Genomic DNA, 23,161 nt, shown 5'->3' on the forward strand with positions numbered 1-23,161 from the left:
GCAGCGAATGCGGGCAGGGCGCGCGGCGGGGCGATCGCGTGCTTGGCCGCTTCAAGCCGGATCCCCTGTGTCATCGGTCGTCGCCCGTGATGAGGCGCGCGCCGCGGCCGAAGGTGAAGTACGACCAGGCCCAGTCGAGCATCACGCTGATCCGGTTGCGGAAACCGATCAGAAAGCCGACATGGACGAAGCCCCAGACCAGCCACGCGGCGAAGCCGGCCAGGCGGAGCCGGCCGAAATCGGCGACGGCGGCTTTCCGCCCAATCGTGGCGAGGTTTCCGTAGTTCCGGTAGACGAATGGCGGGTATTTCCTGCCGGCGATCATCGCCACGACTGCGCGCGCCGCGTGCTGTCCCATCTGCTTGGCGGCCGGCGCGACGCCGGGCACCACGTGTCCGGCCGCATCAGTGATAGCAGCAGTGTCGCCAATAACCAGAATGTTGGGATGCCCGGGCAGGCGCAGATCCGGGCCGACGATGACGCGGCCTGCGCGGTCGGCATCGGATTTGAGCCACCTCGCGGCGGGCGATGCCATAACGCCCGCGCCCCAGACGATCATCGCGGCATCGAATTCAGCACCGCTTTGCAGCCTCACGCCGCTCGCGCTGCACTCGACCACGGGATCGCCCCTGATGACCTCGACCTTGAGCTTTCGTAGCTGCGCCTCAGCAGAGGCGGACAGCTTCTCGGGAAAGCTCGGCAAGAGACGTGGGCCCGCCTCAACCAGCACGACCCGGGTGTCGCATGTATTGATGTTGCGGAAGTCGCGCATGATCGTGTTGCGTGCGAGCTCGGCTATGGCGCCGGCCATTTCGACGCCGGTCGGGCCGCCGCCTACCACGACGAAGGTGAGCGCGACCTGCCGCATCTCGGCGTCCGCGGTATTCTCCGCCACTTCGAAGGCGAGCAGCAGGCGCTTGCGGATGTCGGTGGCCTCGTCGATCTTCTTCAGGCCGGGGGCGACGGCTTCCCAGTCGTCATGGCCGAAATAGGCATGGCGCGCGCCCGTCGCGACGATCAGGAAATCGAAGCCGATGCGCCGCGCGGGCGTGACGACCTCGGACGTGTCGAGATCGACATCGACGACGCGATCCATCAGGACCGTCGCGTTCCGTTGCCGCGACAGGATCTGCCGGATCGGCGTCGCGATCTGGTTCGGCGACAGACCGGCCGTGGCGACCTGATAGAGCAGCGGCTGAAAGAGGTGGTAGTTGTGCCGGTCGAGGATGACCACGTCGGCATTGGCGCTCTTCAGCGCCTTGGCCGCGCTGAGCCCGCCGAATCCCGCGCCCAGAATGACGACGCGCGGGCGCCTGCGCTGCTCGCTCATGGCCGACTGATTGAGGAACTTAAGCTGATCATCCATGGGCCCTGCCTCCTTTTCGAAACCGGGGCCCGCGTCGCGATCATTCGCGGAGAGCCCTTCGAGTGACCGATCCCGCAGGCTATGCGAAGCATGGCCGCTCCGCATCGCGAAGGTCCTGCGCCGATCCATCCGCAGCGTCACACCCCCACACTGGCCTCGGTCGAACCTCCGCAATATCCGTCAGAGATATATGAGGCGATCACCGCGCTGGCCGGGCACGTCCCGGAAGCATAGGGAGCGGTCGCGGCGGAATCACCCAGAAGAATCGAGGTCGACGCAGAGAGCGCGGCCAGCGAGACCACAACCGTGATCGCAATTTCATGTGCAGTTAACATCTCGTCCTCCGTTGCTTGAGACCTCAGAAGCGCGGACGCCTCTGCGGCCGGCGTCCTAATGTTTCGCTTTCCGCAACGGAAACGGAAATGCCGATACCGTATCGAAATGATAGGGCTCCCCTATCGGGCGGAGCAGGGCCGGGCGTCGTCGCCGATGCGCGCCCGCTATCGATTTCAGAGCCACCGAGCATTTCCGCCCGCCGGCTGAATCTGTGACGCTGAGGGACCAGTCGGAGCATGCATCTGGCGCCCGGCACCCCATGAACCAGGAGAACTGAACATGTCCCAGATTCACCCTATCGGCCGGAAGACGGCCATTCTTTCTGTCGGTGCCGCGTTGGCGCTGGCATTCGGTGTTTCCGCCCAGGCCGGCGAATGTCCGGCCGATCAGCTCATGGACGGCGCCGTAATGTCCGGCGAGACGACGGCGGTCGGCGTCACCGACACGGTCATCGCGTCGATCGACCTGACGCCCAAGGGCGGCAGTTTCGAAAACCAGCTTCTGCGCATGCGCAAGCTGACGATCGAACCGGGCGGCGTCGTGCCTTGGCACGAACACAGCGTGCGCCCCGCCAACATCTACATCCTGTCGGGCGAGATCGAGGAATACCGTGCGAACTGCAAAGTGCCGATCGTGCACAAGGCTGGCGAGGTGACGATGGAATTCGGCAAGGGCTTCGCCCACTGGTGGAAGAACACCGGAACCGAGCCTGTGGAACTGATCTCCGCTGACATCTTCACGGCCGAAATGGGCGATCCCAACCAGATGTAGGCGCGCCCGTCGGATTGACTCGCAGCATCGCAGTGGCGCTGCCCGCTCGGTTCGGCTGAACTGCGGGCCTCGGGTCCGGCAGGCGGCGCCCACCAGCCAGGATCACGGAGTACAACATGAAAAGAAGACAATTCAGCAATGTCGTGGCCGGCCTCGCCGCGCTGAGCGCCATCGCGCTCGTCGTGCCCGCTTCACGCCAGGTTGATGCCGCCGACGCCACGCTGCCGGGCGATGGCATCGTCAGGGCAAAGAGCGCCTATCCGATGGCCGACACGATCGACCGGATAACCGACGACCTCAAGGCCAAGAACATCATCCTCTTCGATGTCATCGATCAGGCGAAGCTTGGCAGGGATGCCGGCATCGATCTCAACCCATCGGCCCTTGTCGTCTTCGGCAATCCGCCGCTGGGTGCCCAGTTCCTGACCGCCAAGGCAGAGTCCGGTCTCGACTGGCCGGTGCGGCTTCTGGTCTTCGAGGATTCCGAAGGGCAGGTCTGGATGGCCTACACCGATTTCCAGTGGATCGCGCGGCGGCACAACATCACCAACCGCGTGGAACAGTTCGCGATGGCGAGCGAGGTCATCGCCTCCATCGTGTCCAGCGCCACGCACTGACGCTGCCAAACCGCTGCGGCCCGCCAGATGGGGCCGGGCGAAGCGTATCGGCCTGACCGCCGGGATCGTGGCCCATCACGATCCCGGTTGCGAGCCGCCACCGCGCAGCCAGAAGGGAGGACGCCGCCGAACTTAACTCGCGGTCAATCTCGGCCTCGGCCACCGTTGCCTCCATCAGGACCCGCCCCAGTTTGCCCGAGTCGCGCCGGGCAGACGATCACCTGCAGGTGCGGGCATGCGATCGCGCGTCATCTCCGATGCCGCGTGCCCCAGTCGCCGAGCGCCTCGATCACGTCGCGAAGCTGCCGGCCCTTGTCCGTCAGCCTGTAGTCGACCCCGGGGCGGGACCACCGCGAAGACCTCGCGGTGCGCGATGCCGTTCGCCTCCAGTTCGCGCAGCTGCTTCGTCAGGCTTCGCTGGGTGACGCCGCCGACTCTGCGGGCGAGTTCGTTGAACCGCAGCGTTCCCTCCATCACGTGATAGATGATCAGCCCCTTCCACTTGCCCGCGATCTGTTCCAGCGCGCCCTCGACGGGGCAGCCGCCGCTGCAATCGTAGCGTTCGAACCTTGGCGCGGCCGAACCCGGATCCGGATTTGCAGTATCCATCTTCTACCTATAGGCGGAGGAGATGCGTACATGCGATATATCTCTTATCCCCTCACATGCCCCTGCACGGCTTGATTTTCAGAAGGAAGGAATACGCCCATGACGCTGACCATTCTGGCGCAGCTAACCGCCGCTGAAGGCAGGGACGACCTCTTCCGAGAGGCCGCGTGAGCGAAGGGAAGCCAGCCATGACGAAAACCATTCTCATTACGGGCGCGACCGACGGCATCGGACTTGAGGCGGCGAAGATGCTCGCCCCGAAAGGCCACACGCTGTTGTTGCATGGGCGCAATCCGGCGAAGCTGGCGGCGGCGGCAAAGACGGTCATGGCGCTGACTGGCGCAGGGCCTGTCGAGACCTATGTCGCCGATCTCGCGCGGATCGGCGATGTCGAGACGCTCGCGAAGGAGGTGGCGGAGAGGCATGCGCATCTCGATGTGCTGATCAACAACGCCGGCGTCTTCAAGATACCGGATCCGGTCACCGAATACGGACTGGACGCGCGCTTCGTCGTAAACACGCTCTCGCCCAGCCTGCTCACGCGGCAGCTCCTGCCGCTGATGGATGCGTCGGGGCGGGTGATCAACCTGTCCTCGGCGGCGCAGGCCCCTGTCGACCCGGAGGCGCTGGTCGGGCGCAAGCGGCTGTCGGACATGGAGGCTTATGCGCAAAGCAAGCTGGCGCTGACGATGTGGTCCCGCGTCATGGCGCAGACCCTGAAAGGCGGGCCGGTTTTTGTCGCGGTCAACCCCGGATCGCTGCTCGCCAGCAAGATGGTCAAGGAAGGCTTCGGGGTCGCGGGCAACGACATAGGGATCGGGGCGGACATCCTGGCGCGCGCGGCGCTGTCGGACGAATTCGCGGAGGCGAGCGGCCAGTATTTCGACAATGACAGCGGCCGGTTCGCATCGCCTCATCCGGATGCGCTAGATGCAGGGAAATCCGAACGGATCGTCGGTCTGATCGACGAGGTTCTTCAATCAATATCTCACGAAGAAAAGCAATGAAAACCGTCGATTAAAACATGTCCGGCCCCATCGACCGTGACGATGCCCTCGTCGATATCGAGATGGAAAGGCCCAGCCCGAAGGGGCACGACCTGCTGGTTCGGGTAGAGGCCGGTTCGGTCAATCCGGTGGACTGAAGGATTCGCCAGGGGTGCCCGCCGGAAGGGCACGCCCCGGCCGTTTTCGGCTGCGACGCGGTCGGCGAGGTTGTCGAGACAGGCGACGAGGCGGCGGCGTTCCGGCCCGGCGACGAGGTCTGGTACGCGGGTGCCATTCTGGACGAGGTCTCGGCGCTTCTCGATGCCGGGAAGATCAAGTCGACGGCGACTGAGACCCTCGGTGCGGTCACTGCCAACAACCTCAAGCGCGCACACGCGATCCTCGAAAGCGGGAAAGCGCGCGGCAAGCTGGTGCGGGAGGGGTTCTGACCCGTCCCCGCCGGGCGCAGGAGGCGGTCAGCCCGTGCGCCCGGCGAGGATCAGCTGGTCGCCCCCTGTCAGGCCCGCAATGCCTTTTCGATCGGCAGCCGGCGGACGCGCTTGCCGGTGGCCGCGTAGATCGCGTTCGCGACCGCCGGGCCGATGGGCGGGACGCCGGGTTCGCCGACGCCGGTCGGCGGCTCGCCCGACGCCACGATATGGACCTCGATCTCGGGCATCGCGTCGATCCTGAGCGGCGTGTAGGTGTCGTAGTTCGTGTCCTGCACCTCTCCGCCGACCAGGGTCAGTTCCTCGGCCATGATCGCGCCGAGGCCGAAGCCGATCCCGCCCTCCATCTGCGCGCGGATGTTGTCGGGATTGACGGCGATGCCGCAATCGACGGCGCAGACGACCTTGTGGACGCGCACATTGCCGCCATCGACGCTGATCTCGGCGACCTGTGCGACATAGCTCGAGAAGCTTTCGGCCAGCGCCAGCCCGCGCACCCGGCCCTCGGGCGGCGGCGTGCCCCAGCCCGCCTTTTCGGCCGCGAGCCGCAGCACGGCGGCGTGGCGCGGCGCATTGCCCAGCAGCGCCAGCCGGAACTCGAGCGGGTCCTTCCCGGCCGCCTCGGCCAACTCGTCGAGGAAGGTCTCGACGGCAAAGGCGGTATGCGTCGAGCCGACCGAGCGCCACCAGAGGACGGGCACGCCGACATTCGCCGTGGTCAGCCCGACCGTCTGGTTCGGCAGCGCGTAGGGCAGGTGGCTCGCGCCCTCGACCGAGGTCGGATCGACGCCGTTCTGGATCAGGCCCTCGAACGGGCCACCGGCGACGATGGACTGGCCGACGATGTGATGCTCCCACCCGGTGATGTTGCCGGCGTCGTCCAGCCCGGCCCGGATCGCGTGGGCGTAGGCCGGCCGGTAGCGTCCGCCGCGCATGTCGTTGTCGCGGGTCCACTGCACCTTCACGGGCGCCCGCCAGCCGATGGCGCGTGCCGCCGCCACCGCCTCGACGACGATATCCGCATCCGCCACCGCGCGGCGGCCGAACCCGCCGCCGGTCTTCATCACATGGAGCCGCACCTTGTCGGGCGTGGTTTCCGCGACCTGAGATGCGATGAACTGGTAAAGGTCCGGAACCTGATGACCGCCCCAGACTTCGACGACCCCGTCCTCGCCCATGCGGGCCACCGCGTTCAGGGGTTCCAGCGCGGCATGGGCGAGGTAGGGGAACTCGTACTCCGCCGCGATGACCTTGGCGGCCCCCGCAATTGCCCCGGCGCTGTCGCCCTCCTGCCGCGCGATAGCGGCGGGCGGCTCGGCAATGAGGGCGCGGTACTCCGCCAGGATCTCCTCGGACCCGCGGGTTTCGGCGGCGCTTTCGTCCCAGTCGGCGGTCACCGCTTCGCGCCCCTTCATCGCGGCCCACATGTGCTCGCCGATCACGGCCAGCCCTCGCGGCGTCTCGACCACGTCGACGACGCCTGGCATCGCCTTGGCGGCCTCGGCGTCGAACGATTTCACAGTCGCACCGAATTTCGGCGGGTGGATCATCACCGCCGTTAGCATCCCCGGCAGTTTGACGTCGATCGTGAAGTCATGCGTGCCGTTCGTCTTGGCGGCGCTGTCGTAGCGGCGGAGATCGGGATTGCCGATCATGGTCCACTCGCCCGGTTCTTTCAGCGCGATCTCGGACGGTATTGGCATCTCGGCGGCGCGCGCGGCCATCTCGCCGAAGCGCGCCGCGCCCGCCGTCGCATGGCTCAGCATCCCGTCCGCGACGGTGATCTCCTCTGCCGGCACGTCCCACGCCTCCGCGGCCGCCGCGACGAGCATCAGGCGCGCGGCCGCGCCGGCCGTCCGATAGCGGTCCCAAGATGAAAACATCGAGGTCGAGCCGCCAGAGCCCTGCGCCGCACCGCCCCAGGCGAGGTTGCCGTAGAGCGCCGGGTTCCCCGCGCCGCCCACGACATCGATCTGGTCCCAGCGGGCACCGAGTTCCTCGGCCACCAGCGTCGCGAGACCATTGTAAGAGCCTTGCCCCATGTCGAATTGCGACGAGATGACCGTCACCTGGTCGTCCCCGGTGATCGTGACATAGGCGCCGAATGGGCTTGCCTGCGCGTCGGCGGATTGCGCCGAAGCGGGATCAGGGCGAAAGCCCACGGAGAACCCCCCGGCCACCGCCGCCGCACCGAGCAGAAAGCCCCGGCGGGTCGGCTTGATGGCGGGAAGGACGAAGTTCAGTTTTCCGGGAAGCGCAAACATGGCTCAGGCCTCCAATCTGCGGGCGGCTTCATGGATCGCGCCGCGAATTCGGTGGTAGCTGGCACAGCGGCAGAGATTGCCGCCCATCGCCGCGTCGATGTCGTCGTCGCTGGGCTTCGGCGTCTCGGCCAGAAGCGCCACGGCGGACATGATCTGACCGGACTGGCAGTAGCCGCATTGCGGCACGTCCATTTCCGCCCAGACCGTCTGCACCGTTTCGGGCACATTGCCGCTCAGCCCCTCGATCGTCGTGATCGCGGCGCCCTCGGCATCGCCCACGAAGGTCTGGCACGAGCGGACGGGCACGCCGTCGAGATGCACGGTGCAGGCGCCGCACAGGGCCTGGCCGCAGCCGAACTTGGTCCCGGTGAGCCCGACGATGTCGCGGATCGCCCAGATGAGCGGCATGTCGTCATCGACGTCGAGCTGGTGGTCGGTTCCGTTGATATTGATCGTTCTCATTCTGATACTCCCGGTGGGGTTGGTCCTGGATGAGCGGGCTCGACGGCTCTGGGTGTCCGTGGGCCATTGCCTGTGCGCGGATAGCCGAATGCCGGGGCACGCCTTTCACAATTTGAAGATGATCCCTGCATCCTAGCACAATCGCCGCGGTTTTCGGATTAAGCCGATGGTCCCAATGTCGCGCATTGGTGGGCAGAAATCCGCCAGCGCGGCCCGTGCGATGGCGGGAATCGGTCACCGCATCATCCCGCATCCGCAAAGTGCGGGCCCGCCCTCGGCGCAATCTATCGCCGCGCGGCCTTTTGCTCGGCGACATTCAGGGCGATCAAATCTGAGTAAAGTTCGCCAATGTGCCGGGTGACGGGGCCCGCGCCCTCATCTTCGCCAATCGGCTTGCCATCGATCTCGGCCACCGGGGTCAAGGCGCCGAAGGTTCCGGTGAGGAAGGCTTCGTCCGCGCCATACGCCTCGTAGAGCGAGTAATTCTTCTCGAATACAGGAGTGCCGTTCTCGCGGCAGAGGTCGATCACCTTGCGGCGGGTGACCCCGTTCATGCAGTAGTCGCCCGTGGAGGTCCAAACCTCGCCCCGGCGCACGATGAAGAAGTTGCAGGCATTCGTGGTGTTCACGAAGCCATGCGGGTCGAGCATCAGCGCCTCGTCCGCGCCGGCCTGTTCGGCCTGAAGGCAGGCGATCACGCAGTTGAGCTTCGAATGGCTGTTGTACTTGGGGTCCTGGCTCATCGGCAGGCCGCGCACCTGCGGAACGGTCGCAAGCCGCACGCCCCTTCCTTTCAGGCTTGCGACCGGCCTGGAATGCTCGACGATCGCCACGATGGTCGGGCCGAACCGGGACAGGCTCGGATGCTGGAACGGTTTCGCCTTGCGCCCGCGAGTGACCATCAGGCGGCAATGGGCATCACCGGTCATCCCGTTGGCGGCCGCCGTGCGGTCGAGGATGTCGCGGATGCCGGACGGGCCCGTGCCGATGTCGATGGAGACCGACTTCAGCGAGTTGAACAGCCGGTCCATGTGATCGTCGAAAAAGGCCCATTCACCGTCGTGAAGGCGCAGTCCCTCCCACATGCCGTCGCCGAGCATGAAGCCGCTGTCGTAGACCGAGACGACGGCCTCTTCTTTCGGGAGGATGTCGCCGTTGACGTAGATATTGATGGTTTCGTTCCGCGCATCCACTTGGGAGTCGTGGGCGGACTGGCTGGGCTGTCTCATAAGTCTGTCTTCCATGCTGCGGTCGCGGGTCAACAGGCGCGCGTTCGGTGCGCTTCCCGGTCATCCTATCTGCAGCCAGACTCCGCAGGGAAGCTTGGCTGTGGATTGCCTCGGGCGTGCGCGATGAATGCGATAGTCCGTCGGAAAGGGCCGAATTGCGGAGTGCCGGAACTTGATCCGGCCAGACAGGAGCCGCCCGGATCAAGCCGAAAACGCGAGAGAAATGCATCTGGCTGAACACGCCACTTTGTCCGCCGCACCCATGATGGATGGCATGCACTTCGGCATGGGACGGTCCAATCTGCTTTAGCGCAAGTCCGGTCGACCTGTCCTTGGTGCGATCTATTTTTTCTCGGGCACTCCCTTCACAGGGGCAATGATTCCGGCTCTTCTCAGGGTCAGCACGGGGTAGTCAGGATCGTTCAGGTAGCGATCGAGCGTGAAATCCACTTCAAGCGACTTGAGTTCTTCAAGATACTTCTTCGCCGCGGCAATGTCGCCGGCATTGGCGCAAAGCGCCAGCAACTGCCGGCGAGGCGCCACGAACTTCGGGGCGACGCGGCTGGCGCGCTCGGCCGCCGACCTGGCTTCCTCGAGTCTGCCGGCGCTGATGCAGACAAGGGAATGGTAAAGGTCCCAAAGGTGCCCGAACTCATCGCGGGAAGCCATCGATCGACACGCGGCAGAAATCTCGTATGCCTTTGCGGGGTCGCCGACCGCGCTGTGCGCCATTGCCAGCGTCTGCCGGGCGAAAAGGTTGTTCCGGTTCCAGGCCATCGCCTGTTCGGCGAGCCTGGCGGGCCCCGTTAGCTCATCCTCCAGCATGATGCGCGTCAGAGCAACGAGTGCCACCGCCAGCCCGTTGTCGGGGGCGCGGGAAACCACGCTCGGGACAAGCTCGTCGATCTCATCCCGCCAGGCGTCGTGGTCCCCGTCGACCTTCTCCACGAGTTGCGCCATTCGGACGAAGGCGCGCCAGGCGAGATAGACGCCGTTCGGGTCCTCTTCATGGGCCTTGGTAAAGTAGCGGTGCGCCTCGTCGAAGCCGAGCGGATCGAACTGCGCGAGGCTCTTTGCACCCTGGAGTGCATCCTTGACAGCCTGTGACTCGGGCCTCGACGGGCTCAACCGCTCCGGTAGCTTGTGGATGACCTTGGTGGCTGCGCCATGCACGAGATCCGCGACGATGGTGCCGGTGATCGCTTCGGCGATCCCGCCCGATACGCTCTTGTGATCAGAATAAAGCAGGCATCCGTCCCTTGGGTCCTCGATCCTCAGGAAGATCACCGAGCGGTCGTCGTCTTGTGCGACGTCGCATCGGATCTCGAGATCGAACGTTCCTGAGAACCCCGCGCGGTCCGCCTTCAGAAACCGGCTGGCGGAGAGCCTGTCCTCCAGATTCCGGGCGACCTGGTCGGCGATGATGCGGCCGGTAACCCTCTCGGAGGATGTTCCGCTTTCGGACTTCTCGGCGCGAATGAGAAGGCCACGACGCAGCGGCTGCGTCGCGGGTGTCGGCACGTCCGCGCTGGCATAGTGGGCCCTGGCGTTTCGCAACCACTCGTCGAACTCTTCGTCCTTCGCGTCGAGCCCCTCGAGGAACTCCCTGCCGGTGCGGCGCGGGTCGGATGCCGCGATCAGATCCGTCTCGATGCGCTCGCTGTCCAGCCAGACGTCGCTGCGATCCGCGCCGAGCAGGTCCGCGTGGTCGCCGAACGCGTTTCTGATCTCGGTCAGCGTCTGCCTCAGGCTTCCGCTGGCCTGCGCGGGCCCACGGTCGCTCCACAGCTTGCTTTCCAGCCAGCGGCGGGATCGCTTCATGTCGCCGGCCTCGGCAAGAAGCGCCAGCAGGGCTCTGGGCTTCGAACCTTTCGGGGTAATGTCATTGCCATCGGGATCGGCGAGCGCAAGAGCTCCGAAAAAATTGATCCTGAAGCCCTTTTTCATAAAACGGGTCCCATGTGACCGCCCCGAACCAGGCGGCGCTCGGCCTGCATGCGCGATCTCTCGGCCAAGGGTGCACCGGGAGGCCGGCGAACGTCCGTCCGGCAAGAGCGCCGCGACATCTTCGCAAGTTTTTCGTCAGTCTAGCGTCAATTTTTCGGTTTCGCCAGTTGGATGAGGGCCGGGACGTTGACAGGCCAACAGGTTGGCGGTCATCATTTTTTTTCGCGCTGACACTTTTCTGCGGGGGACGGCTTGTATGGCTGGTAGAGCAGGAAGAGCAGGCCGGGCGGGCCGCGCCGGGCGGGCCGGACGTGCAGGGCGGGCAGGACGTGCCGGCCGCGCCTATTCCGAAGGCGAGGATGCGGCGCTCGATTCAGCGCTGCTGACGCATCGAGAGGGGATATCGCCTTTCTGGGATGGATCGCACGACCTCACGCCGACCTCGCGAGCCGATTTCGAGAGACTGAGGGCGCTCGCGCCGATCCCGCGAGAGGTGGTGATCGACCACCGCCTGTTCTACAAGTTCGTGACGAGCGACGCGGGCGGCGGAACCATCGGTCAGGTTCACTGCGATCTGGTGAGCGGCCCTGATCCGCTAGTGAAACTCACCGAGCCCGCCGATACGTTTTTTCGAGACCAGTTGCTGCACGTTCAGTCCTACGCCGACCTGCGCGAGGATCGGTTCGACGAGATCATCGTGCAGACCGAGGATATCCTGTCCTTCTTCGCCGCGATCCTGAAGATCGACCTCACTTATTCGGAATGGATCGCCGAACTGCTCGAGGCGGTCGTCCGGCTTTGCGGCTACACGGAATTTCCGCTGAAGTTCATTTTCGACGTGCCGAGGCCGAGCCAGTTGAGCGCAAGGGTCGTTCCGATGATCGAAACGCCCGGGCACGGCGCTTGGCCGTCAGGTCACGGCACCGAAAGCTTCGCCGTGGCCGCCGTCCTCTGCGGATTGCTGCACCGCTGGGAGGCGGGCGATGGGACCTTCAGGTTGCTGGATGTCGCCGTCGGCGGCAATCATGGCGCCACAATGCTACTGCGCACGGCGATGCGGATTGCCGACAACCGAGTCGTCGCGGGCGTTCACTATCCTTATGATGGCGTCGCGGGCGCGGCGCTCGGCCTCGCGATCGGCGAAGCGATCGTCAACTACGCGAGCGCGCAGGCTGCGACTCTCGCCTACGAGCTTCTCGCGCCGCCGGCGCAGAACTATGAGCTCAGCGAAGTGGTTCTGAAGAACCAGCTTCAGACGACGTCGAGGAACTTCGTTAGGGGCCCGCGCGATCCCCTGATCATAGGGCTTTGGGACCACGCCAAGGACGAAATGCCCTCGGAAAAGTGATGCGGGCCTCACACCCCGCGCTTGCGGATCGCCGGGTTGTCGAGGACGACCCGGTCGCCCAGCCGCGACTTCGGTAGGGGGGCCGTCACGGCGGTATCGGGAAGCGGGGCACCCAGCAGACGCAATACCTTGTCGCGGGTGAGCGTGGCCACGGCCGCGCTCGTCCCGTCGAGCGACACGGTGGCGTGCGAATGGACACCTGCCGCCCGGACGCCCCTCGGAGCCCGCGCGACGCTCGAAACCGCCGATGCCGTCGGTTGGTGTCCCGACCAGTCCGCGCCCTCCGACGTGTAGTCGGCCGGAGCGATATGGTGCGGCGGGGTGTTAAGAGGGTCGTGCCGGACGACCGCCCCGCCTGCGGTCAGGGCGCCGGCTGAATCAATGGTCGTGTAGGCCGAGTTCGTCCCCTCATGCGTGATGTCACCCGCCCCGTGAAAATCGTAGTCGCGGGTGCGCGGGTTGAATTCATGGACGCTTGGCGCGTCGAGATAGGATTGCCGCGCGCCTGTCCGCCGGGGATAGGGGCTGTCGTCGCTTTGGACCTGAAGCAGGAAATCCATCTCGGCGTCGCCGGTGTTCTCGACAAGGATCGTCCAGGCGCCGCTGGGGCTTGTCGGCTTCGTCGAGTTCAGCTCCTTCGTGGGGCGGAGCGAGATGAGGATGTAGGCCGGGATGGACAGCGCGAACATTGTCTGCGCCGCGCGGTGCGAGATCCACGCGATGTCCTCGCCGTTCGCGTTCACCAGTTTGCGAACGCCGCCGGCTGGAATGGTGTTCGGGCCAAAGACCTCGCCCGAAGGCGATCGGAGCTCGATCTTGAGCTTTTCCAGGTCGTTGCCCGGGAGCTTCGTCGAAGCGCGCAACTCGACATAGCTCGGCGTCAGGTCGCTTGGCTGCACCCGCAGGGTGAAGTCTCGCGGCTCTCCCTTGACCAGCTTGCGGCGCGCCACCTGCTGCTTCGCGTAGTCGTTTCCGTAGGGAAACACGACGAACACTTCGAGAGGAAACGGCAGGGCAGCGGCAATGTCGATTGTCTGGGCGATCACCTGTTCGAGAAGGGAGCGCCCGTCCTTCGACCCGGCAAGAACGCCGAGACTGATGTTCACGACCAGGGCGTCGGCCGTTCCAAATGTGTCGAGTATCAACCGCCACAGGCCAAGGATCACCTGCAGGGGCATCTTCTTGCCCGACGTGTCGTCGTAGACAACCGGTGGCAGTTGCACCACACGCATCGACACCTCTCCAAGCGGATCGCTAGACGACTGGTCGATGCCGCCGGCCAGATCCAGCATATGCGATCCGTGGCTGCCGCGATTTGACAGGCTGTGCCGAGTGAGCGGCGGGAAGAACAGCGCGGCCAGTTCCCGGTAGAGGACGGTTTCGCCTTCCTCTTGAAGGCGATCGAGCCATTGCCCGATCTGCGTCTTTCCAAGGACGGTTGGCGGCGCGCCCCAGGACTGCGCGGTGAAGTCGACGATCCGCGACACGCCCGCGCCGTCCCAGAACCGTGCGTTCAGCAGCGGGATGCAGTCGTCGACAATGCCAAGCACGACCCTGGGGCTTTCGGCCGCGGATTCCGCTTCGCCCTCGGATTCCGCTAGCGCCATGGCGTCGCCAACGATGTCGGGTGGAGGGTCCGGATCGGGGTCTCCGCCTTCAAACGCGACGGCGTCTTCAGTGACAAGACCGCCGACGGCGAGGACGACGAAAAGTTCATCGTCCCGCGCGGAGTCGAGCCGCCGGTAGATGATCGCCACGACCGGCTCGTCCTCCTTGCGCGTTAGTGCGGCGTAGTCCTGAACGAAGGGATCGAACGCGAGCCGCTCGGCTCTGCCGTTCGAAGTGAGCGCCCTGAAAAAATCCTCCGTCCGAAGGTTCGTGCTGACGGACTCCACCAGAATCGACTCCCAGAGCACGTCTGACTTGCTCTTCACGGGAATTCCCTGCCAGCGCAGACGCTCCACATCGAGCCCCCCGTCCTTGAGGAAGGCAAGATGGGTGGCAAACTCCAGATATCCATCCCGATCGGTCCTGAATTCGTCTCTCTTGGGAGCGTCTCCGTTCTGGTCGGCCATGAGGTCCTCCATTCGCTCTGAGAAAATGATGCCGTTCGGTCTTAGACCTGACAAGGAATTGGCCGCCAAGGACACGCCGTTGCACACGATTTGACGGTAGATTGACGCTGACACCTTCTTTCGGTGCGGTCTTCGCGGTGAAACAAACCCCGAACCGCCCTCGCGATGCCGTCGTCGCCGCTATTTTTAGGCCCGCGCCGATGTCGGGCTGCGCTTTTCGCGGATCGTTCACTTTCTGCTGACGGACGGTTGATGCCGCCCGGAGAGACTGGGGTGCCGGCAATCTCCGGCAACCAGGAGGACATCCCATGGCGAACATGGCAACATCCCGACCCGCACGGAAAGTGATCGCGGCCAGCATCACGGCGGCAATCGTGGCCACCACCCTCGCTGCGCTGCGCGGCTATCCGCCCGACATCATGCCGCTTGTCCTCGCGGACGCGCTGATGGCGGCGGCTTTCGCCTTCGTCGCGGGTTATCTCGTCCCGCCCGCCGACCGGGACCGGGCGACCCCTACGGCGATGCTACAGTCCTGATCGGGGCGAATTCCCTCGCCCCGAACCAAAGGCGCCCGGCGCGCCGAGTCGTCCGAGACAGGCAGGCCGGTCTCGATCCCTGAACCGTCGCGGGAAGAACGCGGCGGGACAGGTGCATTGCACTCCACCCACACCCCATCACCGAGCGTTCTGTGGCTGCGTCCACGCTGTGCGATGCACGGAATTCGCGCCATTTTGCGTTCTGCCAGTCATTTTGACGCTGCGATAACGATCCGCTGTCGGGACGATAACGCACTTCGCGCATAGTCGATCTTACCCTGTGAGGCGAGAAAGGAGCCTTTTGAAGTGAGTTTTTTCATTGCTATGCAGAACCGGCGGGCTACAGCAAGGCATTTGCACCCCCAGACGTTTACCAGCGCACGCAATGAGTTCCTGATTGTGTCGCGATCGGGTGGGCGGAATGAATTTTTAAGCATCTCCAATGCCGGTGATTGCACAGGGCAAGAGGAGGAGGCTCCGGCGGAGCTGAAACCCGATGCCGTGCTGCACGCAACGCTCGTCGCGCAGGGTCCTGATGGTGGCGAAATCTTCGTCGTGGAGCGCCAGAAGCGCAAAGGTCATGTCGGGGAAGGGCGCCATCTAGGGGGTGACGGTTACATTCTGCTTCATCAGGCCGAAGATAGGGTCAGCCTGACAGGAGCGGTGCGCTTGCGGCCGGGCGTGAATCCCCGCCCGGCCGGGAACTTGCCCGGCGCGACGGTGCGTTTTGACGCCGCCTATGTGCCCTGGAGCGGCGAGCGGCTGCCGGCGGGCTTCAACCAGGGTTGCAGAACGCGTTTCGGCGTCGTCTGACATATCTCCTGTGAGAACGTCCATTTTTCGAGGTTCGGAGCACTCTTGCCGCGGGTTCAAGAGCTTCGCGCAGTCGCGATGAATTACATCTTCGAGATCTGTTTTTTCTTTACCGATCGTCTACGACCACTCAGCGGCGTGTGCAGCAGATGTCCAAGCTCTGATCACGTGCCGTCGCGCCATCGGCTGGTACTTTCGGCTTTCTGGGAATTGCCGGCTCAACAATTCGGAGCGCCCTTTTCAATGACATGTCTCCAGGGCCCAGATATTATTGGCGCATCGCGGCGTATCAGTCCGGGGGGTTTTAACCGGAACTGAACATACCAGCCTCAGTGCAGAAGGTCCGGAGCGTCCCGCATTCTCGCCGTTCCCTTCAAACGCAGTAAACGGTGACGTGAAGGCGTCCGGCACGGCAAAACACGACGTCGAAGACTATTGCGGATCGGGTCAAGTGCCGCACTCAGGTCACCCACTACACGTTCAACCGTATTGGATTGCTTTCAGATCTGATCGCAGCGCCCCGACAATGGATGCGGCGGTCGGGTGTATCTCGGTCTCGCACGGGTGGAACACAACATTGGACATGAACCGGCCCGTGGCAGTAACGAGCTCGGTATCGATCCGGTGCGCGCCATGAGCGCCGGAATCGAGGAGCTCGACACTTGTCGCATCAAGTCCGGGGCCGCAGAGCGCCGCAGCAACCGCCGAGTTCAGATCGTATGGAAAGAGCGTAATAGCCTCACGCAGTGATCCCGACCAACTGGCCCCAAGGCCCGGACGGGCGGCACGAATGTGAAGCCGGGCGGTATGATCGTCAGCGCCATGGCCGATCCCAGCGAACCAGGGCGAGAACAGCCGCAACCTCGTCCCGTGCGCTTCGGCCACCTCCTCCAACCTCCGGCGAAAAGCATCATCGGCCAGTGCTCCCGCGCATACGGTCCAGAGGTCCGCCTTGGCCAGCGCCTGCGGGCCGAACGCCCGCAGCGCCCCGGGACCGGCCGTTTCGATGATCAGTCCGGCGGGCGCGGCGAGAAACGCGTCCGGATCAGCGGTATCGGGGGGACCGCCCCTCGTCAGCACGCGAGAGAGTTGAAAGTGCGGGGTCGCGCGCAGGAACGCGATTACGCCCCGCCCGATCCGGCCCGCACCGATCACGCTGACCGTCCGGTCCATCCGCAGTCTCCCCGAAGGAGTCCGGCCTGCGCGCTTGGCGGGCCGGGAACCTTTCGCGCGATGTCTAGTTGGTCGAGGCCATCAGAGCATCGACCTCTTCCAGCGTTATGTAGCTGGCTTCCTCGGTGCCGGTTTCGGTGAAGGTCCAGACCACCGCCGGGGCCGAGACATCGCCGTTTGCGTCGAAGCGCACATTGCCGGTGGCACCCTGATAGAGAACAGAACCCCCGCCGGCCAAAATGTCACGCGCCGCCGCAAAGCCCGCCGCATCGGCAGTGACGGGCGTGCCCGCCGGATCGGTGACGCGCGAGACGGCGGCAGCGATATCTGCGCCCCTGGCGTCCTTGCCCGCCGCTTCCATCGCCAGAAGCGCGATCATCGTCGCATCATAGCTGTTGGCGAGGCCGGGCCCGTTCGGCTCGGACGCGAAGCGTGCCTTGTAGCTGGCAACGAAGGCATCCGCGGACTCGACACGCGGCGAGGCGGTGTCGGTGCCATGCGCATTGCCGAGATACTGCAACCCGACGTTGTCGCGAAACTCGTCGGATTTCAGCGAATTGGCGAGGATCATGTTCTGCGTTCCACCCAGCGACACCCATTCCCGCACGACCGAGCTTCCTTCGGTCGGATAGATCGCGAGATAGATCGCCTCGGGTTCACCCGCCAGTGCTTCGGTCACCTCCGCACGGTAGGACGGCTGGGCATCGTTGATCGCGACTGAGCCGGTGACCTCGATCCCGTGCGCCTTCAGGTTCTCGGCGACGAGTTTACCGATGTCCTGACCCCAGTCATCGTTCTTGTAGAGGACGGCGACGGACTTGTAGCCTTGATCCTTGGCGACTTTTGCACCCACCGCGGCCTGCACGCCGGACGTCGCGAAGGTGCGGAACCAGAGGCCGTTCGTCTTGCCTTCCTCAGCTAACGCCGTGAACGCACCCGAGGACGAGCAGCATGAGAACTGCGCGACTCCCGCCGGGACGGTGACCGAGGTCAGGATCGGCATCGAAACGCCGCTCGACACCGCGCCAAGCAGAACCTGCACGCCGTCGAGATCAACCAGCGCCTTGGCCGCGTCCACCCCGACCTTGGGGTCGACCTGGCTGTCGCGCAGCACCATCTCGATCTGGCAACCCTGGACACCGCCTGCCTCGTTGACCTGATCGACGACGAATTGCGCGGTTTCCGCGATGGGTTTGCCCCAGTCCACGGATGTCGGCAGGACCGCGCCGATCTTGGTGGTGCAATCCTGCGCCATTGCCGCGCCGCTGAAGCCGACAGCCAGCCCGAAGGCGACCCCGGCCGTCTTGACCATTCCGAATGTTGTCATTTCACACTCCCTGTTTGCTTGGTTGTCCGGGTTTTCCCGATTGCGATACGACCAGCCGCTCCGGAAACAGACCCTGAGGCCGCCAGAGCAGCATGCCGACGATGACCGATCCGATCAGAATGTACTGAATCGAGCCGGTGTAAAGCTGCGCCTCGATCGGCGCGAAGCGTGACAGCGCCCAACCGCTCGCCGTCCAGGCGCCCCAGATGAGGAACGCCCCCATAACAGCCCCACGGTTGTTGCCCGCACCCCCGACGATCAGCATGGCCCAGATCTGGAACGTCAGCGTGGGCAGCACGTCCTGCGGGCTGACGAAGGCGTAGAAGGTGGCGTAGAGCCCGCCCGACAGGCCCATGATCACCGATCCGGTGATGAAGGATGTCAGCCGTATTCGGGCGGGAGACTTGCCGAGCGACCGTGCCGCATCTTCATCTTCGCGGATTGCACGCAGGAGGCGGCCGAAGGGCGAGTGGACGACGTGCTGGAGAAATCGATAGACCGCAATGAGGATGATCAGGACGACGCAGAGAAAGAAGAGGTTGTAGGCGAAGCCGTCGCCGAACCAGCCCCTAAGAGGTCGTTCAAACCCGCGCAGGCCCTTCGCGCCGCCCGAGAAGCATTCGGCGTTGCGCATGATATTCTCGAAGGTGACGGCGATGCCGAAAGTGGCGATGGCGAGGTAGTCGTGGCGGAGGCGCAGCGTGAGGGCGCCGACAATCCATGCCAAGAGCCCCGCCGCCAGGGCGCCGCCGGCGAGTGCGAGCGGATAGAGAACATTGAACCCGCCAAAGTGATCCGCCTGAGGCGTGCCGCCGAGGATCAGCGTGCCGTAAGCACCGGCGCCGAAGAAGGCGACGACACCACCGTTGAAGAGCCCGGTATTGCCCCATTGCAGGTTCAGCCCCAGTACCGCGATCGCGAGGATCGAGGCGACGGTGGTGAAGAAGACCGCATATGAGAGTACGCCGATCATGCCCGGGCCTCGCCGAAAAGCCCGTTCGGCCGGATGAGAAGCACCGCGAGAATAATCAGGAACGGCACTGATGGGCTGTAGCCCGAGGGCAGCACGGCAAGCGCCATGTTGGCCGCGATCCCGACCACGAAACCGCCAAGGACGGCACCATAAATGCTGCCGATGCCGCCGACGATCGTGGCGGCGAAGACCGGCAAGACAAGGTCGCGCCCGATCATTGGACTGATCTGGTTGGTAAGCCCGTAAAAGACGCCCGCAACCGCCGCCAACCCGCCGCCAACGAGCCAGACGAGCGCGATCATGTGGCTGAGGCGGATGCCGTTCACTTGCGCCAATGCAGGGTTCTCCGCCACCGCCCGCAGGGCATAGCCCAGCGTCGTCCGTGACAGGACTAGGTGCAATGCGAACATGATCGCGAGGGCGGCGGTGAGCGCGAAGACCTGATCGGGCTTGATCAGCACCATCGGATCGCGGCTGAGAACGACGGCAAACACGATGTCCCTGGAGTAAAGATGCGTGCCAAGCCCGAAGATCAGTCCGATTGCATTGCGGATGATCATCGCGACTCCGAACGAGGCGAAGACCATCGACAGTTCCGATCCCTTCTCGCGCACCCGGCGAAACACCAGCCGGTCGACGAGGAGCGCGGATATCGCCGTCACCGCCAGCGCCAGCATCAGTGCCACGGCCAACGCCCAAGTCATCGACAGGGGGCCGATCTTCGTGGCCAGCGTCGGCAGGATCGCGGCGAAGATCGCGTCGAAGACGAGCGCCGAATAGGCGCCGATCGACAGAAGCTCCGCGTGGCTGAAATTGGCGAAGCGCAGCATATGCATGACCATCGTCAATCCGATCGCGCCCAGTGACAGGACCGAACCCACGAGTATGCCGTCGGCGAGGTTCTGGATCATGACGCCCGCGCCCGCTTTGCGCCAAGATAGATCTCGCCCACGACCGGATCGCACAGAAGGTCGGCGGCGGGCCCGTCGATCTGGTTGCGGCCTTCGGCAAGGATGTAGCAGTGATCGGCGAGGCGCAGCGCCTGTTTGACATTCTGCTCCACGAGCAGGATCGTCACGCCCTGTTCTGTCAGACCGCGCGCGCATTCCAGCACTTCTTGCGCCGCCTTGGGCGACAATCCGGCCGAAGGTTCATCCATCAGGATCAGTGATGGGCGCGAGGCAAGCGCCATCGCCACGGCGAGGAACTGGCGCTGCCCGCCCGAAAGCGCCCCCGCCTTTTCGTGGCGCTTTTCCGCAAGCGGTGGAAAGCGCGCGTAAAGCTCCTCCAGCCGCAGCGCCGTGTCCGGCCCGGCGTTCCGCAGCGCCAGATCGAGGTTCTGGCGGATCGTCAGTGTGCGAAAGATGTTGTCCATCTGCGGCACATAGGCGACGCCCTGCCCGGCAAGCTGGTCGGGCCGGATACCGGTGATGTCCGCACTCTCATGGGTGATGCGTCCGGCGCTGACCTTGACCAGACCGGTGATGGCCTTGATGAGTGTCGATTTTCCCGCGCCGTTCGGTCCGATGATCACCGTGACCGATCCGCGCGGCACCGCAATGCCGACATCCGTCAGGATAGGCAGATCGGGCACATAGCCCGCAATGATCCCCTCGGCGCTGAGGGCCATATCAGCCATCCGCCATCACCCCGAGATAGGCGTCAAGCAGCACCGGATTGGCCTGCGCCTCTTCCGCCGTGCCTTCGAAGACGGCCCGTCCCTCGGCAAGGGCGATCACCGGGTCGCAGTGCTGCATGACGAAATCCATGTCATGCTCGATGATGAGGAAGGTCTTGCCCTGCCGGTTCAGCTCCTCGATCTTCTCGATCAGTATGTTGGTCAGTGTCGGGTTCACCCCCGCCGCCGGTTCATCGAGTAGGATCACCGCAGGGTCGCCCATCAGGACGCGGGCCAGTTCCAGAAGCTTCATCTGCCCGCCCGATATGTTGCCTGCCGGATGATCGGCGAGTGGTGCGAGGGTCACGAAGTCCAAAACCTCCAGCGCGCGCGCGCGGATGCGCGCCTCCTCTTCGCGGACGCGGGCCCGATGCAGGAACGGGCCAAGGATGCCCTCGCCAATCTGACCGAGCGGCGCCGTCATCACGTTTTCCAGAACACTCATCCGCGCGAAGGGGCGCGGGATCTGGAATGTGCGGCCGAGACCAAGCGCGAAGAGCTTGTCCGGCAAAAGGCCGGTCACGTCCTGCCCGTTCAGAGCCACTTGTCCCGCGGTCGGTTTCAACACTCCGGTCAGAAGGTTGAACACTGTGGACTTGCCCGCCCCGTTCGGCCCAATGAGCCCGGTGATCGAGCCGGGCCGGATGCTCAAAGACACTTCGTCGACCGCTCGGAACGGACCGAAATCACGCGTGAGACCGCGCGTGGAGAGGATCGGCTCAGCCATCCGCGGCACCGAGGATCCGATCGTCGGGCCGGGTGTTGAGGTTATATTTCATGATCCGCCCGTGCCGCCCGGTGCGGTCCCTCTCCAATCCGTAGACCGGCCCGTCCGGACCCTTCGCCCTGGCGATCACGGCGTCGATCTTTGCGCAGTCGTCCCCGTCAAGGGCCACATTGAACACGTCCAGCATCTTCGGCAAATGCCGGGCATAGCGCGCCCCGACAATTGCGCCGGCGACCTGCGGCTGGTCCAAGACCCATCGCGTGGCAATAGCGCTCGGCGATACGCCGTGCCGGTCGCCCACAGCCTTCAGCACCGCCAGTAGCTTTTGAAACTGCTCCCAAGTCCCGAATTCGTCGATGATCAGGCGATACTTCACAAGGGACCGGTTATCGAACTCGAACCCCGGATCAGGCTTGCCGATCCAGCTTTCCGTCAGGAACCCGCCAGCCAGCGATCCGTAGCACAGAAGCTTGATGTTCTTGCCCTTCGCCCAGGCGGCCAACCCGTTGGCAGGGCGGCGGTCGAGGACGGAGTACTGGACCTGCGCCGCTGAGATGTCGAACCCGGCATCGACGAAGGGCGCGATGTCGGTCCGATCCCAGTTGTTCACGCCAAGACTGGCGATCTTGCCCTTCTCCTGACACCGCTTCAGCACTTCGAGCGCGGAGACAGCGTCGCCCACGGACAGGTCCCACCAGTAGAATTGGACTAGGTGCAGCCGCTCGACCTTCAGCCGCGTGAGCGAGCGATCGACGATCGCCTCGACCTCGGCGGGACGCAGATCGGCGAGCCGCCCGAGATCGGGCACGAGCTTTGTATGCACGCAGACCCTGCGGGCCACTGCGGCACCCCTCCGGCGGCGCAGATCGGCGATGAATGCACCGATCATCTCCTCGACGCCCTTGTAGATGTCTGCGCAGTCGAAGGTCGTAATGCCGGCTTCGAGAAAGGCTTCCATGTCGCGGATCGCCGCTTCCCGGTCGACGGCGCCGTGATCGCCCGCCAGTTGCCAGCCGCCCTTGATCACGCGCGAGATTTCGTGGCCGGGACGCAGCTCGGCCGTTTCTATCGCAGTCATTCCTTGCCGTCCCCCTGCCAATAGGGTGTACCGCGCGCTTCCGGTAAGCCGGTGGTTTCGGCATGGCCGAACCACCGTTTGCCGGTTCGGGTCACGCGGAACCGCCCGCCGCAATGCGGGTCGGGGCAGGCGATTTCGGCGTCGGTCGACATCCAGTCAGCTTCAGAGGTTTCGCGCTGCTTGGCAGGCAGAAGCGGCAGAAGCGCAGCAAGCGCATACATCGAAACGCGCTGGCCCGCCTCGAATACGAGCGCCTCGCCCTCGACGCGGAAGGAGTCGCCCTCGATATGACGGCAGACGGCAGGGCGGTCGGCAAGCACTGTCTCCACCTTCAGATCGTATAGCCAGAAGCCCTTCTTCTCCCCCTGCATCTTTCCCCCGCCGGGTGAGCGCGCCA

General features: G+C 64.6%; 23 protein-coding genes. 7 read left to right on the forward strand and 16 right to left on the reverse strand.

The features are described 5' to 3' along the window. Positions 1-70 precede the first annotated feature (70 nt). Together DEA8626_RS05105 and DEA8626_RS05110 are read right to left on the reverse strand one after the other, a co-directional pair. Entirely contained in the window at positions 71-1,366 is a 1,296-nt protein-coding gene (locus tag DEA8626_RS05105) for an NAD(P)/FAD-dependent oxidoreductase (RefSeq protein WP_245890772.1), read from the reverse strand. A 137-nt stretch (positions 1,367-1,503) separates the two neighbouring features. Continuing rightward, positions 1,504-1,701, reverse strand: coding sequence for a hypothetical protein (locus DEA8626_RS05110; protein WP_108851956.1), 198 nt, complete (start codon positions 1,699-1,701; stop codon positions 1,504-1,506). A 280-nt stretch (positions 1,702-1,981) separates the two neighbouring features. On the opposite strand from DEA8626_RS05110, the gene DEA8626_RS05115 reads away from it, so the two are divergent. Together DEA8626_RS05115 and DEA8626_RS05120 are read left to right on the forward strand one after the other, a co-directional pair. Beyond that, positions 1,982-2,473 (forward strand): cupin domain-containing protein, encoded by a 492-nt coding sequence (locus DEA8626_RS05115; RefSeq protein ID WP_108851957.1) that lies wholly within the window; start codon positions 1,982-1,984, stop codon positions 2,471-2,473. Positions 2,474-2,589: 116 nt separating this feature from the next. Beyond that, the gene (locus DEA8626_RS05120) at positions 2,590-3,090 is read left to right on the forward strand and encodes a DUF302 domain-containing protein (protein ID WP_108851958.1); all 501 of its coding nucleotides are present in this window, start codon (positions 2,590-2,592) and stop codon (positions 3,088-3,090) included. Positions 3,091-3,264: 174 nt separating this feature from the next. On the opposite strand, the gene DEA8626_RS21790 is transcribed toward DEA8626_RS05120, so the two are convergent. After that, entirely contained in the window at positions 3,265-3,699 is a 435-nt protein-coding gene (locus DEA8626_RS21790) for a winged helix-turn-helix transcriptional regulator (RefSeq protein ID WP_438502428.1), read from the reverse strand. A 188-nt stretch (positions 3,700-3,887) separates the two neighbouring features. Here DEA8626_RS21790 and DEA8626_RS05130 point away from each other — a divergent pair, with 188 nt between their 5' ends. Continuing rightward, complete coding sequence (locus DEA8626_RS05130) at positions 3,888-4,706, forward strand: SDR family NAD(P)-dependent oxidoreductase (protein ID WP_108851959.1); 819 nt, start codon at positions 3,888-3,890, stop codon at positions 4,704-4,706. Positions 4,707-4,846: 140 nt separating this feature from the next. Continuing rightward, complete coding sequence (locus DEA8626_RS21740) at positions 4,847-5,134, forward strand: alcohol dehydrogenase catalytic domain-containing protein (protein WP_108853324.1); 288 nt, start codon at positions 4,847-4,849, stop codon at positions 5,132-5,134. 68 nt (positions 5,135-5,202) lie between these two features. Here DEA8626_RS21740 and DEA8626_RS05140 read toward each other — a convergent pair whose 3' ends face one another. From DEA8626_RS05140 to DEA8626_RS05155, 4 genes are all read right to left on the reverse strand, one after another. Next, the gene (locus DEA8626_RS05140) at positions 5,203-7,398 is read right to left on the reverse strand and encodes a xanthine dehydrogenase family protein molybdopterin-binding subunit (RefSeq protein ID WP_108851960.1); all 2,196 of its coding nucleotides are present in this window, start codon (positions 7,396-7,398) and stop codon (positions 5,203-5,205) included. 3 nt (positions 7,399-7,401) lie between these two features. After that, a complete protein-coding gene (locus tag DEA8626_RS05145) occupies positions 7,402-7,860 on the reverse strand; it encodes a (2Fe-2S)-binding protein (protein WP_108851961.1) in 459 nt (152 codons plus the stop codon). A gap of 284 nt (positions 7,861-8,144) precedes the next feature. Further along, positions 8,145-9,089, reverse strand: coding sequence for an aminotransferase class IV (locus DEA8626_RS05150; RefSeq protein WP_108851962.1), 945 nt, complete (start codon positions 9,087-9,089; stop codon positions 8,145-8,147). 342 nt (positions 9,090-9,431) lie between these two features. Continuing rightward, on the reverse strand, positions 9,432-11,036 hold the full coding sequence (locus DEA8626_RS05155; RefSeq protein ID WP_108851963.1) for a hypothetical protein: 1,605 nt from the start codon (positions 11,034-11,036) through the stop codon (positions 9,432-9,434). A gap of 256 nt (positions 11,037-11,292) precedes the next feature. On the opposite strand from DEA8626_RS05155, the gene DEA8626_RS05160 reads away from it, so the two are divergent. Then, complete coding sequence (locus tag DEA8626_RS05160) at positions 11,293-12,384, forward strand: phosphatase PAP2 family protein (protein ID WP_108851964.1); 1,092 nt, start codon at positions 11,293-11,295, stop codon at positions 12,382-12,384. Between the two features lie 8 nt (positions 12,385-12,392). Here DEA8626_RS05160 and DEA8626_RS05165 read toward each other — a convergent pair whose 3' ends face one another. After that, on the reverse strand, positions 12,393-14,459 hold the full coding sequence (locus DEA8626_RS05165; protein WP_108851965.1) for a S8/S53 family peptidase: 2,067 nt from the start codon (positions 14,457-14,459) through the stop codon (positions 12,393-12,395). A 308-nt stretch (positions 14,460-14,767) separates the two neighbouring features. Between DEA8626_RS05165 and DEA8626_RS05170 the strand changes: the two genes are divergently transcribed. Next, the gene (locus tag DEA8626_RS05170; protein WP_108851966.1) at positions 14,768-14,995 is read left to right on the forward strand and encodes a hypothetical protein; all 228 of its coding nucleotides are present in this window, start codon (positions 14,768-14,770) and stop codon (positions 14,993-14,995) included. A 306-nt stretch (positions 14,996-15,301) separates the two neighbouring features. After that, a complete protein-coding gene (locus tag DEA8626_RS20800) occupies positions 15,302-15,808 on the forward strand; it encodes a hypothetical protein (RefSeq protein WP_146188834.1) in 507 nt (168 codons plus the stop codon). A gap of 480 nt (positions 15,809-16,288) precedes the next feature. Here DEA8626_RS20800 and DEA8626_RS05180 read toward each other — a convergent pair whose 3' ends face one another. The 8 genes from DEA8626_RS05180 to DEA8626_RS05215 all read right to left on the reverse strand — a co-directional run bounded on the left by DEA8626_RS05180 (position 16,289) and on the right by DEA8626_RS05215 (position 23,135). Further along, the gene (locus tag DEA8626_RS05180; RefSeq protein ID WP_108851968.1) at positions 16,289-16,981 is read right to left on the reverse strand and encodes an aspartate dehydrogenase domain-containing protein; all 693 of its coding nucleotides are present in this window, start codon (positions 16,979-16,981) and stop codon (positions 16,289-16,291) included. 64 nt (positions 16,982-17,045) lie between these two features. Next, positions 17,046-18,308: an ABC transporter substrate-binding protein gene (locus DEA8626_RS05185; protein ID WP_108851969.1), complete on the reverse strand. Its 1,263-nt coding sequence runs from the start codon at positions 18,306-18,308 to the stop codon at positions 17,046-17,048. 1 nt (position 18,309) lies between these two features. Then, on the reverse strand, positions 18,310-19,281 hold the full coding sequence (locus DEA8626_RS05190; RefSeq protein ID WP_108851970.1) for a branched-chain amino acid ABC transporter permease: 972 nt from the start codon (positions 19,279-19,281) through the stop codon (positions 18,310-18,312). Beyond that, the gene (locus tag DEA8626_RS05195) at positions 19,278-20,192 is read right to left on the reverse strand and encodes a branched-chain amino acid ABC transporter permease (protein WP_108851971.1); all 915 of its coding nucleotides are present in this window, start codon (positions 20,190-20,192) and stop codon (positions 19,278-19,280) included. The genes DEA8626_RS05190 and DEA8626_RS05195 overlap by 4 nt, the downstream gene beginning before the upstream one ends. Then, positions 20,189-20,920, reverse strand: a complete 732-nt coding sequence (locus DEA8626_RS05200) for an ABC transporter ATP-binding protein (protein WP_108851972.1) — start codon at positions 20,918-20,920, stop codon at positions 20,189-20,191. The genes DEA8626_RS05195 and DEA8626_RS05200 overlap by 4 nt, the downstream gene beginning before the upstream one ends. Then, positions 20,913-21,686: an ABC transporter ATP-binding protein gene (locus DEA8626_RS05205; protein WP_108851973.1), complete on the reverse strand. Its 774-nt coding sequence runs from the start codon at positions 21,684-21,686 to the stop codon at positions 20,913-20,915. The genes DEA8626_RS05200 and DEA8626_RS05205 overlap by 8 nt, the downstream gene beginning before the upstream one ends. After that, positions 21,679-22,764: an aldo/keto reductase gene (locus tag DEA8626_RS05210; RefSeq protein ID WP_108851974.1), complete on the reverse strand. Its 1,086-nt coding sequence runs from the start codon at positions 22,762-22,764 to the stop codon at positions 21,679-21,681. Before DEA8626_RS05210 ends, DEA8626_RS05205 begins: the two co-directional genes overlap by 8 nt. Next, the gene (locus DEA8626_RS05215) at positions 22,761-23,135 is read right to left on the reverse strand and encodes a TIGR04076 family protein (RefSeq protein WP_108851975.1); all 375 of its coding nucleotides are present in this window, start codon (positions 23,133-23,135) and stop codon (positions 22,761-22,763) included. The genes DEA8626_RS05210 and DEA8626_RS05215 overlap by 4 nt, the downstream gene beginning before the upstream one ends. Positions 23,136-23,161 lie beyond the last annotated feature (26 nt).

It is taken from the genome of Defluviimonas aquaemixtae (assembly GCF_900302475.1).
Taxonomy (GTDB): Bacteria; Pseudomonadota; Alphaproteobacteria; order Rhodobacterales; family Rhodobacteraceae; genus Albidovulum; species Albidovulum aquaemixtae.